Here is an 18,008-nt window from a genome sequence, read left to right as displayed (position 1 = left end):
CATTGGCCTAAAACATATAAGTCTATTACATTCATGAACTATACGTAATAAAAAAGCGACCATCTGGTCGCCTTTTTATTTATATATCTTTCCAATCAGAAAAACTCACCGCGCTGGTCGCTTGCCGCCCTGAGTGACGGGTTTGGCACCCGGCTTGGCAGAGCCGGCACGGGTCGGGGCCTTACCCTTGTGGGCGGGTTTGCCGGCAGGTTTACCCTTGCCTTCGCCCAGTGCAGCCGATTTGCCGTTACCCGCCCCGTTGCTGCGCTGATGGGTGATGGCACTGTGGCGGGTCAAGGCAGGTTTCAGGCCCTTGTTGCGGCTGCGCTCGGCCTTGGCTTCGCCACGGCCTTCCGGCGGCACCAGGCAGTCGGGGCCGTTGCCGATCAGGTGGCCCTTGCCCATCTCCAGCAGGGCTTCGCGGATCATGGGCCAGCCGGCCGGATCGTGGTAACGCAGCAGCGCCTTGTGCAGACGACGACGACGCTCCCCTTTCACCACGAACACGTCCCCGCCCTGGCGGCTCACCTTGTTGAGCGGGTTTTTCTCGGTGTAATACATGGTGGTGGCGTTGGCGAGCGGCGACGGGTAGAAGTTCTGCACCTGATCGAGCTTGAAGCGGTTGGATTTGATCCACAGCGCCATGTTCACCATGTCTTCATCCGTGGTGCCCGGGTGGGCCGAGATGAAGTAGGGGATCAGGTACTGCTGCTTGCCCGCCTCTTTGGAATACTTGTCGAACAGCTCCTTGAAGCTGTAGTAGCTGCCCATGCCCGGCTTCATCATCTTGGAGAGCGGCCCCTCCTCGGTGTGTTCCGGCGCTATCTTGAGGTAGCCGCCAACGTGGTACTTGGCCAACTCCTTGATATAGCGCGGATCTTCCACCGCTATGTCGTAGCGCACCCCGGAGGCGATCAGTATCTTCTTGATGCCCTTGAGGTCGCGCGCCTTGCGGTAGAGGTTGATGGTCGGGGTATGGTCGGTGTCCATGTGCGGGCAGATGGTCGGCCAGACGCAGGAGGCACGGCGACAGGTCTGCTCTGCCTTGGGGCTCTTGCAGCGCAGCTTGTACATGTTGGCGGTGGGGCCGCCGAGATCCGAGATGACGCCGGTAAAGCCCGGCACCTTGTCGCGGATCTCTTCGATTTCTTTGAGGATCGACTCTTCCGAGCGGCTCTGGATGATGCGCCCCTCGTGCTCTGTGATGGAGCAGAAGGAGCAGCCGCCGAAGCAGCCGCGCATGATGTTGACCGAGGTCTTGATCATGTCGTAGGCCGGGATCTTCGCGTTACCATAGGCCGGGTGCGGCACCCGCTGGTAAGGCAAACCGAACACCCCGTCCATCTCGTCAGTCTCGAGCGGGAAGGCGGGCGGGTTGACCCAGATGATGCGATCGCCGTGGGCCTGGGAGAGGGCGCGGGCGCAGCCCGGGTTGGTCTCGTGGTGCAGGATGCGCGACGCATGGGCGTAGAGCACCTTGTCTTCCTTCACCCGCTCGAACGCCGGCAGCTTGACGTAGGTCTTCTCCCACGGCTTTTGCTTGGGCGGCTGCACCAGGATGGGCTTGGCCTCCTGCTCCGCCGGCGCGGTACCCTCGTCATCAGAGCAAGGCGCCCCTTCCATATAGGGGTTCATGATGGGATCGATGCGGCCAATCTGGTCGAGCTTGCTCGAATCCACCCCGCGCCAGCCCGGCAGCGGCTCCTTGCGGATCACCGCAGTGCCGCGAATGTCCTGCATGGTGTCGATGGTCTCGCCGCCTGCGATGCGGTGGGCCACCTCCACCAGGGGGCGCTCGGCGTTGCCGTAGATGAGGATGTCGGCCTTGGCGTCGATGAGGATCGAGCGGCGTATGGTCTCGGACCAGTAGTCGTAATGGGCGATGCGGCGCAAGGAAGCCTCGATGCCGCCGATGACCACCGGCACCTCTTTATAGGCCTCTTTGCAGCGCTGGGTATAGACCAGGGTGGCGCGGTCCGGCCGCTTGCCGCCCACGTCCCCCGGGGTGTAGGCGTCGTCGTGGCGCAGCTTCTTGTCGGCGGTGTAGCGGTTGATCATGGAGTCCATGTTGCCCGCCGTCACCCCGTAGAAGAGGTTCGGCTTGCCCAGGCGCATGAAGTCATCCTTGGACGACCAGTCCGGCTGGGCGATGATGCCGACCCGAAAGCCCTGGGATTCGAGCATGCGGCCGATCACCGCCATGCCGAAGCTCGGGTGATCCACGTAGGCGTCGCCGGTGACCAGCACTATGTCGCAGCTGTCCCAGCCGAGCTTGTCCATCTCCGCTCTGGACATGGGCAGGAAGGGCGCCGTGCCGTAGCACTCGGCCCAGTAGCGGGGATAGGAGAAAAGGTTGGTAACCGGCTGCATTTTGACCACCTGGAACAATTCGGGTCGCGCATTATACCGGCAGAGCCAGGCGGGGGCGACGGCTTTTTGTCCCTGCTAATCGAAAGGGATAGCCGCTACCACCCTGGGGCTAAGGGGCCCGCAAGGGGGGCTGGCGCCAGAACCTGTGGCGATGGCGCTGCCACCACTGATAACCGCCAAGCAGGATCCAGAACAGGGCAGGCAGCAGGAACAGGGGATGGGTCAGCTCCCGCACCATCAGCAGCCCCAGCAACACCATGACGAAGGGGCGGATCTCATAGAGCCACAGGGGCCAGCCACGCTTGCGCCTGCCCTTGTCATGACGTTGCTGATGGCTGACGCGGTACCAGACCAGGCCCCCGATGAAATAGGCAGCCAGACCCGCCAGCAGCAGGCTCGGCTGCTGGCTGGCCCCCATGAGCAAGAGTCCGCAGCCCAGGCAGAGAAAGGGCAGCGTCCCGTGACGTGACATGGCCAAGATGAACCCCTCGTTAAGAAGATGGATCCAGCCTAGTCAATGGCAGCCGACCCGGGTCGACGCTGGCACTGGGCCATACCATATGGTGTCCCCCCTCATACTCTGGGCTGGGTGCCGATGGCCTCATCCACCTGCTGGCTGCGCTGCCCTGTCATGCCGGCCCTCCTGGCCAGCAAATGATAACAGGCGGGGATCAGCAGCAGGGTCACCAGGGTCGCGAGGGACAACCCGAAGAAGACCACGGTTCCCACCGTCATCCGGCTCTCGTAGCCCGCCCCCATGGAGAGCATCAGGGGCACGGCGCCAATCACGGCGGTCAGAGAGGTCATCAGGATGGGGCGCAGACGGCGCACCGCCCCCGAGATGATGGCCTCTTCGAACCCCTGGCCCCGCTGACGCAGCTGGTTGATGAACTCGACTATCAGTATGCCGTTCTTGGTCACCATGCCGATCAGCATGATCATGCCGATCTGGCTGTAGATGCTCATCTCCTGTCCCGTCAGCCAGAGGCCGAGCAGGCCGCCGAAGATGCCAAGCGGCACCGTCATCATCACCACGGCCGGGGTGATCAGGCTCTCGAACTGGGCCACCAGCACCAGATAGACCACCAGCAGGGCCAGAGCGAACACCAGGGCCATCTCCCCCTGGTTGTCGCGATAATCCTTGGAGTCGCCGGCGTAATCCACCGTCATGCCCGCCGGCAGGTTGTCGTTGGCCCAGCCGTCGAGGAAGTCCAGCGCCTCCCCCAGGGTGTGGCCGGGGGCGAGATCCGCGGTCAGGGTCACCGCCTTCTGGCGCTGATAGTGATTGAGCCGGTTGGGGCTGGCCACCTGCTTGAAGCTGGCCAGGGTGGAGAGGCTCACCATGTCGCCACTGGCGGCCTTGAGGTAGATGCGGCTCAGATCCGAGACGCCGTTGAGCTTGGTCTGATCGGCCCGCAGATAGACGTCATACTCCTCCCCCCTGTCGACATAGGTGGTCTTGCTGGTGCCGCCAAGCAGGGTTTGCAGGCTGTTGGCCACGGTGGAGACGGGTATGCCAAGCTCGCTGGCTCGCTCCCGCGCTATGGTCACCTGCAGCTCGGGGGTCTTCTCGGCGTAATCGAGATCCCCGTTGAGCATCAGGCCGCTCTGCTGGGCCAGCAGCTGGAGCCGGCCACCCACTTCATTGAGCTCCCCGTAATCGCCCCCCTGCAACACGAACTGCACCGGGGCGGTGGAGCCGCGCCGAAAACCGGGCTGGAAGGGGCGGATCATCACGTCCGGAATGCCGGACAGACGGGCGGTCAGTGTCTTGGTGAAGGCGGTGGCGCTCTGGTCCCGCAGGGCCCAGTCGGTGAGCTGTATGATGGCCATGCCGGTCTGATCGCCCCCCTTGCCAAAGGCGGGGGTGCTGAAGCTCATGGCCTGCACCACCCCCTGGCCGAGCAGCGGCATGATGGCGGCCTCCACCTGCTGCATGTTGCGCTTCATCCGCTCTATGCTGGTGCCCTCGGCTCCCTTGACGAACACATAGACGACCCCCCTGTCCTCGGTCGGCGTCAGGTTGGCGGGCAACAGCCTGAGCAGCGCCAGGCTGCCTCCCAGGCAGAGCGCCAGCACCAGCAGCGCCCAGCCGGAGCGGGGCAGCAGCCAGCCAAGCAGGCGACGGTAGTGACCCTCTACCCGGCCGAGGGCGCGATCCAGGGCCGCAGTCAGCGGATTGGTGCTCTCCTTGGCCCGCATCAGCCAGGAGCCCATGGCCGGGGTCAGGGTCAGGGCCACCAGGGAGGAGCAGATCACCGCGAGGGACAGCAGGATGGCAAATTCGGTGAAGAGCCTGCCCACCATACCGTCCATGAAGGCGATGGGCACGAACACCATCACCAGCACCGCCGTGGTGGCGATGACGGCAAAGCCCACCTCGCGGGTGCCGTGCCAGGCCGCCAGCAGCGGCGGCTCGCCCCGTTGCAGGTGATGGTGGATGTTCTCCACCACCACGATGGCGTCATCCACCACCAGGCCGATGGCGAGAATGAGGGCGAGCAAGGTGATGAGGTTGATGGAAAAGCCGAGATACCAGGCGCCGATGAAGGCCGAGATCAGCGATACCGGCACCGTGATGGCGGGAATAAGGGTGGTGCGCCCCTGCCCCAGGAAGAGATAGAGCACGGCCACCACCAGCAGGGCGCTGATGGCCAGGGTGTTGTAGACCTCCTCGATGGACTGCTTGATGAAGATGGTGGAATCGTAATCGACCTCGAGGGTCGCCCCTTCCGGCAGGAAACGCTGCATCTGGGTCATCTTCTGGGATATGCCTTCTGCCACCGCCAATGGGTTGGCGGTGGATTGGGGAATCACCCCTATCCCCAGGCTCTCGCGGCCGTTGCGCTGATAGGCGCTGTCCTCGTTCCTGGCCCCCACGTCCACGTCGGCGATGTCCGCCAGGTAGATGGGCTGACCGTTGCTGGCGGTGGTCACCTGGAGGCGGCGAAAATCGGCGGCCGTGTGATAGAGGCGCGCTATCTGTACCGCCACCGTCATGCTGTCGTTGCGAATTTCTCCCCCCGGCAGCTCTATGTTCTCCCGGGTCAGCGCCGCCTCCACGTCGCTGATGGTGATGCCGCGGGCGGCCATGTCCACCGGACGCAGCCTGACATACATGACCCGCTCCAGATCGCCGGAGAGCATCACCTCGCTCACCCCGTCCACCAGGCTCAGGGGATCCACCAATACCCGGTTGGCGTAATCGGTCATGGCGGTTCTGTCCATCTGGCTGCTGCTGAAGTTGAGCCAGATGGCGACATCGCCGTTGCCGCTGTCCTTGGTGATGAGGGGCTCGTCCACCCCGTCCGGCAGCTTGATGCGGGCGCGGGAGATGGCATCGCGCACGTCCGACACCCCCTCCACCATGTTCCAGCCGAGCTTGAACTCCACCGTGATCATGGAGCGCCCCTTGCGGGTCACCGAGTTGATGTTCTTGATGCCGCTGATGCCGGAGAGCTGATCCTCGATGGGTTTGGTGACCTGGCTCTCCATCACCTCGGGCGCCGCCCCCTCATAGGTGGTGCTGACGGAGACTGAAGGGGTCTGCACGTCCGGCATCTCCCGCACCGTCAACTTGGCGAAGGCCACCAGGCCAAACACGGTGAGCAGGGCGCTGATCACCACGGCAACCAGGGGCCGGCGTACCGATATATCAGAGAGCCACATCAGCCGTTCACCTTCGCCAGATCCTTGACCAGCAAGCCATCTCTGAGATTGACCAGCCCCTCCACCACGATGCGGTCCCCCGCCTTGAGCCCCTCGGTGACCCAGACCTGCTCGCCCTGAGTCTCGCCGAGCACCACGGGCAGCCGCTTGACCCGGCCATCGGCCTCGAGGCGATAGACGAAGCGCTGCTCACCCAGGTACTCCACCGACTGGCTCGGGATCAGGGTCATCTGCCGGGCGGGCAGGGCCAGCTCGACGCTGAGCAGCATGCCGGGACGCAACTGGCCCGCAGGATTGGGGAAGATGACGCGAGCCTTGATGTTCTGGCTGCTGTCTGAGACCCGGCTGTCCACCGTCTCCAGGCTGCCCTGGAACTGCTGATCCGGCCAGGCGGCGCTGATCGCCGTCACCGTCATGCCCGGGCGCAGCAAGGAGAGATAACGTTCGGGCACCGCCAGATCCAGACGCAGCTTGTCCAGCTCATCCAGGTGCAACAGGCTGTCCCCATTGCCCACCAGGGCCCCTTCACTGAGATCGATCAGGCTCACTGTGCCATTGAAGGGGGCGCGCAATTCGCGCAGCCCCAGCTCGTAGCGGGCGGCGGCCAGGCGTGCCTGGGCCATGGCGGTCGTCGCCTCCTGCCCCTCCAGCTCGGAGCTGGTCACGGCCCCCCGCGCCACCAGGCGCCTCATGTCCCGCAGCTTGCGCTCCTCGTCGCGCACACTGGCGCTCTGCTCCGCCAGTTCCGCCTGCTGCTTGCCTATGTCCAGCTGGATCAAGACCTGACCCGCCGTGACCTGCTGGCCCGAGTGCACCAGGATGCGGGCGATGCGACCCGTCACCTCTGGGCTCACCACCACGGCGCGATTGGCCGCCAGCTTGCCAACCAGCTTGAGGGTGGGGTTGCTCAGGGTCTCGCTGACGGTCTGGGTACGGATGTTGACCCTGTGGGCGGCGCCCTTGACCTCGGGCGCTTCGGATCGGTAATACCAGGCACCGAGCACCAGGAGGAGAAGCACCGTCAGTGGCAACCAGCTACGCATTTTCATTGATGGATCCAGTAAACAAGGGTATGAATTTCACAATAGAGGGCCATTCTAGCCCCACTTCTTGCCGCGACTATGTATAAGTGTGACAAAAGGTAACAGGCCTGGCCCGCCAGCTGGCGGATCTCGCCCCTGCTCGCCCCAGACGCGGCCCATCATCATCAGCAAGGAGAGAACCGTGACACGAAGACCCAGATTGGGGCTCGCCCTCGGCAGTGGCGCCGCCAGAGGCTGGTCACATATAGGCATCATACGTGGGCTGGAGCGACTCGGGGTCAAACCCGATCTGGTCGCTGGCTGCTCCATCGGCAGCTTCGTGGGCGCCGCCTATGCGGCGGGGGCCCTCGACGCCCTGGAGGAGTGGGTACGCGGCTTCACCCGGCTGCAGGTCGTCAGCATGCTGGATCCCGCCCTCTCCGGTGGCCTGTTTCGAGGGGAAAAGGTATTTGGCATCGCCGGCGGCCACCTGGGAGAGCCCGACATCCAAGATCTGCCCATGCCGTTCTCCTGCGTCGCCACCGAGCTCGATACCGGTCGCGAAATCTGGCTCAAAGAGGGCCCCTTGCGCCAGTGCGTGCGCGCCTCATGCGGCATGCCGGGCCTGCTGACCCCGACCCTGCTCAATGAGCAGTGGCTGGTCGATGGCGCCGTGGTCAATCCGGTGCCCATCTCGCTGGCCCGTGCCATGGGGGCCGAGGTGGTGATCGCCGTCAACCTCAACACGGATCTGCACCAACCCTGGGGCCAGGAACAGGAGGAGGTCTTGCCTGCCCAGAGCAAGCTGTTCAGTCAGTGGTTCAATCGCAGCGAAGGCCCGACCCCGCCCGGCATGTGGAACGTGATGAGCAGCACCCTCAACATCATGCAGGAGCGGATCACCCGGGCCCGCATGGCGGGGGATCCCCCCGAGATCCAGCTCTGCCCTCGCCTGGGCGGCCTCTCCATCATGGACTTCCACCGGGCGGCCGACGCCATCGAAGAGGGGGAAGCCTGCGTCGAGCGCAACGCCCATCAGCTCAAGGATGAGCTGACCCGGCTCGGCCTGCTCTCCCCCTGAGGACGGCACCGCGCAGGGGAAACACGGACAAAAAAATGCCGCCCCTGGGGGCGGCATTTCTCACTGGAACGTTCTCAAGGCTCAGCCTTTGGTGAGATCGTCCGGACCAATCTGACCAATCTCGGCGACTTTCTTGTCGGCCAGCAGCCAGAGAGTGAACTTGTGCAGTTCCGGGTGATGAGCCAGGGCAACCAGGAAGGCGCCACCGACTTCACGGTAACCGAGTTCATAGTTTTTCAGGGTGGTGGGGGGAACACCCAGCAGATCGGCAAACTTGGGTCGGCTCAGGCCGACGGCTTCACGGATCTGGCGGATCTTCTTGCCAACAGTGTCAATGTTTGAATTCATAGTGGTTCCATACTCCGTATGGCGGATTGACTCCGCCTTATTTTTCGCGACGACTCGTAGTCAAGTGTATCAGTTTTGGACGGACTCGTTATGGTCGAGTCTCTATCTTATATACGCCTTCTGGCGACAACCCTTAAAAACCTCGGGGATGGTAATCGCTCAATCGCCCGAGGTAAACAGTCTCGAAAAGAAACCTTTATGGAGGCCCGATGAATCCTCCGTATAATCCCAGCACTACCCATAAAGAGTAATAAACATGGCGTTTCCCGGCATCATCTCCCGCCTCCACCCAAGTACCCGCCCCCAGGATCTGGCCCTGCAACTGCAACAAGGCCAGCACTATCGGGCAGAAGCTCTGCTGCTGCCGGCCACCATGACGGCACACGCCGCCGAGATATTGCAGACCCTGCCAGAGCGCATCAGCCTCTATCTGACCCAGCCAGAGCCGGGGCTTCCCCTGCGCAACCATGACGGCATCATGACAGGTGAAGGCCTCTTGACCCTGCAAGATGGGCGCGCCATGCCCCTGGCCAGCGAACCTGGACGAGGGATGCTGGTTCCCGAGTCCGGCCTGCGCGACATGGCACGCTGGCTGGAAGCCGGCCATCGCCACTTCGTCTGTCCCGCCGCCGTGCAGCCGGTCGCCCGCGCCATTCTCAACATCTGGCCCCTCGACCCCTACCTGGCCAAACATTTTTTGCTCAGCTTCACTCCCCTGCTCGACACCGCCACCGAGCAGGAACTGCTCGCCGTATTGTCAGCCCGTCTGGAGCCCGCCAGCCCTTGCTCCGCCTGGGTTGGGTCCTATATGAAGCTTGAAAAACGACTGCACAGGACCTACTTAGACCACTAAATCCCGACCCTGAACCGCCCCTGAAGCAAGCGACACAAATTGGCTCACCCCTGTTTTGTGAGCTTGATCATGGTTTGAAATGGGAATAAAGTGCGCATCGTCATCGGATTGACACCCTTTTTTGGTGGGGAAAATGTGTGCAAGCACACCCCGCTGGTTCATGGATGAGAGAGATCCTGGAACACGGGATCCCTGTCAGACTCCTTGCCATCGTTGGCAGAGCCTGCAGCTTACATAAATCAAAAAGTGCGAAGCACGTGACAACGTGTTGCTCAACGAGGATATATTTATGATGAAAATGGCCCCTTCCCTGATTGCCATCGCCATGGCAACCCTGGGTGCTACTGCTGCCCAAGCCGCTGACAACGATCTGTACCTGGGTGTTGGTGCCGGTGCTGCTCACATCAACGGTCTGAACAAGATCGATGGCGTGAAAGACGGTGAAGAAAACGCTGCTGCTGCCAACGCCTTCGTCGGTTACAACTTCACCGAAAACTTCGGCGCCGAGCTGGGCTACCAGTACGCCGGTCGTGGCAACACCAACGGCTCCCGTTTCGAAAACCAGGGCGCAACCCTGTCTGGTATCGGTCGTCTGCCGGTTGCCAAGGACCTGTCCATCTTCGCTGAAGGCGGTGCCTACTGGGCTCACACCGACGGTCTGGAAACCAGCGACACTCGCGTTTCCCCGCTGGCCGGCCTGGGTCTGACCTACAAGCTGAACGATGCCCTGGATCTGCAGGCTCGCTACCGCTACATGTGGAATGTCTCCGACATCTCCACCTCTGCTTACAACACGTCTGGCGACAACTACAAAGACAACCAGAGCATCGGTACCGTGGAAGTGGTTTACCACCCGTTCCGCACCTCCTATGTTGAGCCGGTTGCTGCCCCTGTCGTTGAAGAAGCCGCTCCTGCTCCTGTCATGGTTGAGAAGAACTTCACCATGAGCTCCGACGTGCTGTTTGCCTTTGGCAAATCCACTCTGAAGCCGGAAGGTGTTGAAGCCCTGAACGGTCTGTACCAGCAGATCATCGACGCTCAGCCGAAAGATGGCAGCGCCGTGGTTGTCGGTTACTCCGACCGCATCGGTTCCGACGCTTACAACCAGAAGCTGTCCGAAGCCCGTGCCCGTACCGTTGCTGACTTCCTGGTCGGTAAAGGCATGGCCGCTGGTAAAGTCGCCATCGAAGGTCAAGGCGAAGCCAACCCGGTCACCGGCACCCAGTGTGACGGCATCAAGGCCAAGGCTCAGCTGATCGCCTGCCTGGCCCCGGATCGTCGTGTAGAAGTTCGCGTTTCCGGCGTACAGGAAGTTCAACAGTAATCTCCACGAGATACTGATCAAAGGGGACGCATCGCGTCCCCTTTCGCTTTTTGGGGCCAGATTGCGACACCTCTTGTCGGAACGCCTCCGCCAAATCCCCTCCAATGCCCCCCTGTTGCCCCCTCGGATGCCGTCTATCTGTTCGATAACTTGATCAATGCGAGTCAAAAGAATACAGTTATTCCGCTTCTAAGGTATTGGATGAGTTATTAAAAGTGTCTCTACCGGTTAGTTGTCCACGGCTGCCTTTGGTGCCGTGAGTAGCCAGGAGTCCTTCATATTCGTTCATGCCATCCGTGCTACAACACGGAGATATGCCATTCGGGCTTTGCTCGGGTGAACAGCATATGACTAAGAGTGCGCGCCAATGGCACGGCAAACTCAACGAGGATATAACGATGAAAATGAAAGTGGCACCGACCCTGATTGCCCTGGCCCTGGCGGCCGCGGGCAGCACCGCAGCTCAGGCTGCTAACAACGACTGGTACACCGGCATCGCCGCCGGTTGGGCCTATACCCACGATCTGGAAGATTTTGGCAAGAACGCCGATGTGGACAAGGACGCTACCGCGCTGAGTCTGTTCGGTGGTTATAACTTCACCGAAAACTTCGGGGCCGAACTCGGCTATCTGTACGCCGGCAAGGCGGGCATCGATGGCGTCGATTTCACCAGCAAGGGCGCGACCCTGTCTGGTATCGGCCGTCTGCCCCTGGGTGATATCTTCTCCGTCTTTGCCGAGGGTGGTGCCTATGTGTTCCACGCCAACGGCAATGGCCAGAGCGACAACGGCATCGCCCCCCTGGCCGGCCTGGGCCTGACTGCCAAGCTGTCCGACCTCATCGACGTGCAGGCTCGCTACCGCTACATGTGGGACGTGGGTGACGAGAACAAGACCGGCAGCGACAACATGATCTGGGAAACCGACATGAGCGTGGCCACCCTTGAGCTGGTGCTGCACCCGAACCGTACCTCCTATGTCGCGCCGGTCGCCGCCCCCGTGGTCGCCGAACCCGAGCCCGTCATCGTTGACAAGAGCTTCTCCCTGAGCTCTGACGTGCTGTTTGCCTTTGGCAAATCCAGCCTCAAACCGGAGGGGATGGATGCCCTGAACGGCCTGTATCAGCAGATCGTCGAGATCCAGCCCAAGGATGGCAGCGCCGTGGTCGTCGGTTACACCGACCGCATCGGCTCCGACGCCTACAACCAGAAACTGTCTGAAGCGCGCGCCCGCACCGTGGCCGACTTCCTGGTCGGCAAGGGCCTGCCCGCCGGCAAGGTCGCCATCCAGGGTCAAGGGGAAGCGAACCCGGTCACCGGCAGCCAGTGTGATGGCATCAAGGGCAAGAACGAGCTGATCGCCTGCCTGGCACCGGATCGCCGCGTCGAAGTGCGCGTCACCGGTGTACAGGAAGTGCAGCAGCAGTAATGTTGCGTGTCTGACCCAGGTTCATCAGAAGAGGAGGCCCAGATGCCTCCTCTTTTTTATTGCCCCGTCTGCACCTGACCCTGGGTCTCCTTGCACCCGGGCCCCCTCCTCCCTTCCTGGGATCCGGCTCACAGGACACGCTGCCAGATGGGTACCAGGCCACGCAAAACCAGAGGGGGTGGCTATAACTAGATGGTGCGTAACAACTTTTGCACAACAACAAAAGAGGATAAGCGATGAAACCAAGCCTGTTATCCGCACTGATTGCCGTGGCTCTCACATCAGCTGCCAGCCTTCCCGTCCAGGCCAACGACTGGTATCTCGGGGGAGGTGGCGGCGTTGCCATCGGCCATGATATCGGCGATCTCGGCAAGGATGTCGACAAGAACGATACCGCCTGGAGCCTGTTCGCCGGGTACAACTTCAACGAGAACTTCGGCGCCGAGCTCGGTTACCTCAACACCGGCGACTGGCAGGTCGACAACGAGCAGTTCAGCAGCCAGGGGGCCACCCTGTCCGCCATCGGTCGCCTGCCGATCGGGGATGTCTTCTCGCTGTTTGCCGAGGGGGGTGCCTACCTCTATCAGGTGGACACCATCAATGGTTCCGACAATGACTATGCCCCGCTGCTGGGACTGGGCATGGGCGCCCGGCTGACCGACTGGCTCGATCTGCAGGCCCGTTACCGCTACATGTTCCGGGTCGGCGACGATGTCGACAACGGCAAGCTGGGCAGTGGCACGGATCGCTGGGTGACCGATGTCAGCGTCGCCACCCTGGAGCTGGTGTTCCACCCGAACCGCCATGCCTATGTGGCCCCCGTGGTCGCCCCCATGGTCGCGGCACCCGAGCCCGTCATGGTCGACAAGCGCTTCTCCCTCAGTTCGGATGTCCTGTTCGAGTTCAACAAGTCCTCCCTGCGGGCCGAGGGCAGCAGCGCGCTGGCGGATCTCTACCAGCAGATAGTCGCGGTCAACCCCAAGGATGGCCAGATCACCGTCATGGGCTACACGGATCGCATCGGCTCGGATGAGTACAACCAGACACTGTCCGAAGCCCGCGCCCAGACGGTGGCCGACACCTTGATAGGCATGGGCCTGCCGGCGGACAAGGTCGCCATCCAGGGCATGGGTGAAAGCAGCCCGGTCACCGGCACCCAGTGTGACGGCATCCAGGCCAAGAGCGAGCTGATCGGCTGTCTGGCGCCGGATCGCCGGGTCGAGGTGCGTGTCACGGGCATCCAGTCCGAGCAGACACCGGCCCCGGTGACGGCGGCGCCTGCCACCGAACCCATGGATGGCTGATCGGGCACTGTCCCTTGCGTTGTGCAAATGAAAGAAGGGATGCCGAGGCATCCCTTCTTGCTTGCCCTCCCCGTCAGAAGGAGGTGCGACGATAGCGCCGGTACTCCGGGCGCCAGAAGTTCGCCTCTATGGCCTTGTCGATCACCTCGTCCGGGGTCTGCACCGCCTTGCCCTGCAGCATGGCGGTCTTGGCCACCATCTTGGCGATGTAGCGGGACACCTCGTGGATATCCGCCAGATCCGGCAACAAGGATCCCTCCTCTCCCTTGACCAGGGGCGAGCACTCCGCCAGGGCGCGGCTGGCGGACATCAGCATGGCATCGGTCACCCGCTTGGCGCCGGAGGCGATGACCCCAAGACCTATCCCCGGGAAGATGAAGGAGTTGTTGCACTGGGCGATGACGTAACGCTTGCCCTTGTACTCCACCGGTGCGAACGGGCTGCCGGTGGCCACCAGCACCTGACCGTCGGTCCAGCGGATGAGATCCGCCGGCGTCGCCTCCACCCGGGAGGTGGGGTTGGAGAGGGGGAAGATGATGGGGCGGGCACAGTGCTTGTGCATGGTCTTGACCACCTCTTCGGTGAACAGACCCGGCTGGCCTGAAACCCCGATCAGGATGTCGGGGCGGCCGTGCTCCATCACCTCCAGCAGGGAGATGTTGTCCCCCACCGGCCAGTCGGCGATCCGCTCCACCGGCTGGGAGAGACGGCGCTGGAAATCGAGCTGGTTGGGGATCTTGTCGGTGATGAGGCCGAAACGGTCCACCATGAAGACCCGGCCGCGCGCCTGGGCATCCGTCAGCCCTTCGGCCTTCATCTGGGCCACTATCTGCTCGGCGATGCCGCAGCCGGCGCTGCCGGCGCCGAGGAAGGCGACCCGTTTCTCGGAAAGCTTGGCCCCCGAGGCCTTGCAGGCGGCGATGAGGCTGCCGAGCGTCACCGCGGCCGTGCCCTGGATGTCATCGTTGAAGCAGCACAGTTCGTCCTTGTAGCGATTGAGCAGCGGCATGGCATTGCTCTGGGCGAAGTCTTCGAACTGCAACAGAATATCGGGCCAGCGGCGTTTGACCGCCTGGATGAAGGCGTCGACGAACTCGTAATACTCCTCCCCCGAGATGCGCGGATGACGCCAGCCCATGTAGAAGGGATCGTTCAGCAGCTGCTGGTTGTTGGTGCCGACATCCAGCACCACCGGCAGGGTATAGGCCGGCGAGATGCCGCCACAGGCGGTGTAGAGGGAGAGCTTGCCGATGGGGATGCCCATGCCGCCTATGCCCTGATCCCCCAGGCCCAGGATCCGCTCGCCATCGGTCACCACTATCACCTTGACGTTCTGCTTGGTGGCGTTTTGCAGCATGTCATCGATCCTGTCCTTGTCGGAATAGGAGATGAAGAGGCCACGGGCCCGGCGGTAGATGTTGGAGAACTCTTCACATGCCTTGCCCACGGTCGGGGTATAGATGATGGGCATGATCTCGGTCAGGTGATCCCGGATGAGCCGATAGAACAGGGTCTCATTGGTGTCTTGAATGTTGCGCAGATAGATATGCTTGTCCATATCGTTGCCAAACGCCATGAACTGGCGATAGGCACGTTCCACCTGCTCTTCTATGGTCTCTATGTTCTGGGGCAGCAGACCTTCCAGGTTGAAGTTGCTGCGCTCCTCGCTGGTGAAGGCACTGCCCTTGTTGAGCAGCGGGGTCTCCAGCAGGGCGGGACCGGCGTAGGGGATATAGAGAGGACGTTTCTGATTATTATCTTCAAACATGGATCGGGTACCTTGACGATGACCTGGACAAAGGAGTCCGCCGATCCTAGGGGCTTGGGCCAACAATTTCAAAGGGTTTACACCTCCGTTGCCACAGGTTTGCGACCCAGTCGGCGAAAGGCCCCCGGGGTCTGACCAGTCAGACGGCGAAAACGGTTCGCAAAGTTGGCGCCATCGCTGTAACCGACCCGGCTGGCCAGCTCATTGAGGGGCCAGTCGGTATAGAGCAATAGCTGGCGCGCCTTCGCCATGCGCAGCCCGGTCAGCCAGGCCATGGGCCCCATTCCGAAGCCCTGCTGACAGAGGCGGTGCAGGTGGGGAGGCGAGCAGGCCAGCAGGCTGGCGAGCCGGGCCACCGTCCAGGGTTCATCCAGCCGTCCCTCCACCAGACGTTGCAGGTGTTGCAGCCGATCGAGAGAGGAGCCCCGCGTCTCCCGCCGCAGCACCCGATCCAGCAGGGCCAGCAACAGGGAGAGCAGCTGGGGTTGCAGGGTGGAGCGGCTCCCCTCCCTGTGCATCAGTTGCAGCAGATGGTGCAGCGACTCCCCCTCGTCACTGACCCGGCAGCCATGGCCCAGCCGGTGCAGATGGTGCCAGCGCGGCACATCGTCGAGCAGGATCCAGCTGATGCGCCAACTGTCGCCATCCAGCCGAAAGCCGCCGGGCAGGGCGGCGGGCAGAAACACCAGGGCCCCGGCCGGGATGGGGCTCTCCCCCTGCTCGGTCAGCAGGACGCCCCCCTCGCTGTGACTGATCAGCAGGATGTGAAAGGCGGGGCAGTTGCGCTGGATCAGGTAGTGCTCCCGCAGCTCCGACAGACCGGTCAGGAAGATGCCGGCCTCCCCCAGCAGGGGCAACCCCTCCCGTCCCAGCATCCGCTCCTCGCAGGCCGGGGCAATCTCCAGACACTCACGGGCAAACATCTTGCGCCTCCCAATCGATGCGATGTCGAAAATGAATCGACAATGGATAGTTTTGCACAAAGAAGACGATAGCCGCTCACAGCGGTCATTTCAGCAACAGCGCCTATGATACCGGCTATCTACTTTGGCTTTCCAGCACCCGGTTAACAGCGATGAACTATTGGCAAGCGATTTTCAAACAAACCACCGACAAGGCGTTCATGGGCAGGCTGTGGCGACTGGCCCTGCCCGTCTCCCTGCAATCCATGATGTTCTCCCTGCTTGGCCTCATCGACATCATGATGGTGAGCCAGCTGGGGGCGACCGAGGTCGCCGCCGTCGGCTTGGGAAACCGGGTCTTCTTCTTCAACCTGCTGGTGATAGCCGGCCTCTCCGGCGGCGTCTCCGTGCTGGCGGCGCAATACTATGGTCGCGGTGACATGGGCGGAGTACGCCGGGCCCTCACCCTGGCCCTGCTGGGATCCCTGCTGGTCAGCCTGCCCTTCGCCCTGCTCTATACCTTCTCCCCCGGCAGCGTGCTCGGCTTCGCCAGCCAGGATCCCGTGCTGCGCCCCCTGGCGGATCACTACCTGATGATCACCGGGGCCACCATCCTCTGCACCGCCCTGGTGGTGCCCCTGGAGGCGGCGCTGCGCTCGGTGGGCAACGCGGCGGCCCCGACCCGGATCGGGATCATTGCCATCATCGCCAACGTCATCCTCAACTATGCCCTCATCTTCGGCCACTTCGGCTTCGAGGCCATGGGAGTGGCGGGCTCGGCCTGGGGCACCACGCTGTCGCGCCTGCTGCAAACCGCCCTGCTCATCGGTTATGTGATGCACAAGGAGGGGCGCCTGCTGCCCCGTCGCCCCGACTGGCTGCTGGCCCTCTCCCACAGGGAGGTGCGCCGCTTCGTGCTGATCGCCCTGCCCCTGCTGCTCCACGACGGGCTCTGGGCCTTCGGCATGCTGCTCTACGGCTTCCTCTATGCCCACCTGGGGGTCGATTCCCTGGCCATCATGACCACCCTCGGGGCCCTGGAGGGGATCCTCATCTCCCTCTTCTTCGGACTGGCGGTGGCCTGTGCCACCCTGCTCGGTCACCGCCTCGGTGCCGAGGAGTACGAGGCCGCCTGGCAGGAGTCCCAGCTGCTGCTGATGCTGGCACCGCTTGGCGCCCTCCTGGTCGGCCTCTTCGTCTGGTTCATGCAGGCGCCCCTGCTGCTCTGGATTGGCAACCTGCCCGCCGACCTGCTGCCCGAGGCCGGCCAGGTGCTCGGCATCCTCTGTCTGGGCATGCTGATCAAGGTGTTCAACATGGTGGGGATCGTCGGGGTGCTGCGCTCCGGGGGCGACGTCAACTACAGCATCCTCATCGACATCATCGCCATGTGGTGCATAGGGCTGCCGCTGGCCTGGGTCGCGGTGAGCTGGCTCGGCTGGCCGCTGACCTGGGTCGCCGCCGTGGTGCTGCTCGAGGAGGTGAGCAAGATGTGGCTGGTCCAGCGCCGGGTGCGTCGCCGCCGCTGGCTGCGCAACCTGGTCATCAACTAGGTTGCGCCACGGGCACAAGTTGCAGCAAATCAAAGAGTGGCCGGGCTCCCCGGTGTATGCTGATGGCCGATACTGTGACGGGCGGCCCCAGGGCGGCCCAGGTTAGGAGAGAGACGATGCAGACACAAAGAGAGACCCTGAGTCAGGAGGCCCTGCTCACCCTGGCCAACGAGCTTATCCGCAGCCACGAGGATTTCATCCACGGCATGCGCGCCGACGCCGTGGAGCAGCGCGGGGACGTGCTGGTGTTCAAGGGGGAGTATTTCCTCGACCAGGATGGCACACCCACCCCCAAGACCATGGCGGTGTTCAACATGTTCAAGTACCTGGCCCACCGGCTCTCGGACAAGTACCGACTGGCCTGACGGCAAGAGGGGATGCCATGGC

The 18,008-nt window shown here is 62.7% G+C and carries 14 protein-coding genes; 7 read left to right on the top strand and 7 right to left on the bottom strand.

Going from position 1 to position 18,008, the window contains the following annotated elements:
• Positions 1 to 105: 105 nt before the first annotated feature.
• From BN1119_RS03085 to BN1119_RS03070, 4 genes are all read right to left on the bottom strand, one after another.
• Positions 106 to 2,370 carry a YgiQ family radical SAM protein gene (locus tag BN1119_RS03085; RefSeq protein WP_041993862.1) on the bottom strand — a complete coding sequence of 755 codons (2,265 nt, stop codon included), beginning with the start codon at positions 2,368 to 2,370 and terminating at the stop codon, positions 106 to 108.
• A 109-nt stretch (positions 2,371 to 2,479) separates the two neighbouring features.
• Positions 2,480 to 2,842: a hypothetical protein gene (locus BN1119_RS03080; protein ID WP_157438612.1), complete on the bottom strand. Its 363-nt coding sequence runs from the start codon at positions 2,840 to 2,842 to the stop codon at positions 2,480 to 2,482.
• Positions 2,843 to 2,943: 101 nt separating this feature from the next.
• Positions 2,944 to 6,039, bottom strand: a complete 3,096-nt coding sequence (locus tag BN1119_RS03075) for an efflux RND transporter permease subunit (RefSeq protein WP_041993666.1) — start codon at positions 6,037 to 6,039, stop codon at positions 2,944 to 2,946.
• Complete coding sequence (locus BN1119_RS03070) at positions 6,039 to 7,088, bottom strand: efflux RND transporter periplasmic adaptor subunit (protein ID WP_041993663.1); 1,050 nt, start codon at positions 7,086 to 7,088, stop codon at positions 6,039 to 6,041. The genes BN1119_RS03075 and BN1119_RS03070 overlap by 1 nt, the downstream gene beginning before the upstream one ends.
• 175 nt (positions 7,089 to 7,263) lie before the next feature.
• Between BN1119_RS03070 and rssA the strand changes: the two genes are divergently transcribed.
• Positions 7,264 to 8,142 (top strand): patatin-like phospholipase RssA, encoded by an 879-nt coding sequence (rssA, locus tag BN1119_RS03065; RefSeq protein ID WP_041993660.1) that lies wholly within the window; start codon positions 7,264 to 7,266, stop codon positions 8,140 to 8,142.
• A gap of 81 nt (positions 8,143 to 8,223) precedes the next feature.
• Here rssA and BN1119_RS03060 read toward each other — a convergent pair whose 3' ends face one another.
• Complete coding sequence (locus BN1119_RS03060; RefSeq protein WP_041993657.1) at positions 8,224 to 8,490, bottom strand: helix-turn-helix domain-containing protein; 267 nt, start codon at positions 8,488 to 8,490, stop codon at positions 8,224 to 8,226.
• 256 nt (positions 8,491 to 8,746) lie between these two features.
• Here BN1119_RS03060 and BN1119_RS03055 point away from each other — a divergent pair, with 256 nt between their 5' ends.
• The 4 genes from BN1119_RS03055 (at position 8,747) to BN1119_RS03040 (ending at position 13,398) form a co-directional block, all read left to right on the top strand.
• Complete coding sequence (locus BN1119_RS03055) at positions 8,747 to 9,343, top strand: hypothetical protein (protein WP_041993654.1); 597 nt, start codon at positions 8,747 to 8,749, stop codon at positions 9,341 to 9,343.
• 289 nt (positions 9,344 to 9,632) lie between these two features.
• A complete protein-coding gene (gene ompA, locus BN1119_RS03050) occupies positions 9,633 to 10,667 on the top strand; it encodes a porin OmpA (RefSeq protein WP_041993651.1) in 1,035 nt (344 codons plus the stop codon).
• 398 nt (positions 10,668 to 11,065) lie between these two features.
• Positions 11,066 to 12,094: a porin OmpA gene (ompA, locus tag BN1119_RS03045; RefSeq protein ID WP_041993648.1), complete on the top strand. Its 1,029-nt coding sequence runs from the start codon at positions 11,066 to 11,068 to the stop codon at positions 12,092 to 12,094.
• 236 nt (positions 12,095 to 12,330) lie between these two features.
• Positions 12,331 to 13,398 carry an OmpA family protein gene (locus tag BN1119_RS03040; protein ID WP_041993647.1) on the top strand — a complete coding sequence of 356 codons (1,068 nt, stop codon included), beginning with the start codon at positions 12,331 to 12,333 and terminating at the stop codon, positions 13,396 to 13,398.
• 73 nt (positions 13,399 to 13,471) lie between these two features.
• Here the strand turns inward: BN1119_RS03040 and BN1119_RS03035 are convergent, their stop codons facing one another.
• The gene (locus BN1119_RS03035) at positions 13,472 to 15,166 is read right to left on the bottom strand and encodes an NAD-dependent malic enzyme (protein ID WP_041993644.1); all 1,695 of its coding nucleotides are present in this window, start codon (positions 15,164 to 15,166) and stop codon (positions 13,472 to 13,474) included.
• 77 nt (positions 15,167 to 15,243) lie between these two features.
• Complete coding sequence (locus BN1119_RS03030; protein WP_374704026.1) at positions 15,244 to 16,089, bottom strand: AraC family transcriptional regulator; 846 nt, start codon at positions 16,087 to 16,089, stop codon at positions 15,244 to 15,246.
• 152 nt (positions 16,090 to 16,241) lie between these two features.
• Here BN1119_RS03030 and BN1119_RS03025 point away from each other — a divergent pair, with 152 nt between their 5' ends.
• Both BN1119_RS03025 and BN1119_RS03020 read left to right on the top strand, forming a co-directional pair.
• The gene (locus BN1119_RS03025; RefSeq protein WP_041993641.1) at positions 16,242 to 17,621 is read left to right on the top strand and encodes an MATE family efflux transporter; all 1,380 of its coding nucleotides are present in this window, start codon (positions 16,242 to 16,244) and stop codon (positions 17,619 to 17,621) included.
• Between the two features lie 116 nt (positions 17,622 to 17,737).
• Positions 17,738 to 17,986, top strand: coding sequence for a YciN family protein (locus BN1119_RS03020; RefSeq protein ID WP_041993640.1), 249 nt, complete (start codon positions 17,738 to 17,740; stop codon positions 17,984 to 17,986).
• Positions 17,987 to 18,008: the final 22 nt, after the last annotated feature.

Source organism: Aeromonas bivalvium (genome assembly GCF_000819765.1).
GTDB lineage: Bacteria > Pseudomonadota > Gammaproteobacteria > Enterobacterales > Aeromonadaceae > Aeromonas > Aeromonas bivalvium.
The sequence above is the reverse complement of the archived record's forward strand: the minus strand, read 5'-3'. Positions and strand labels throughout refer to the sequence as shown.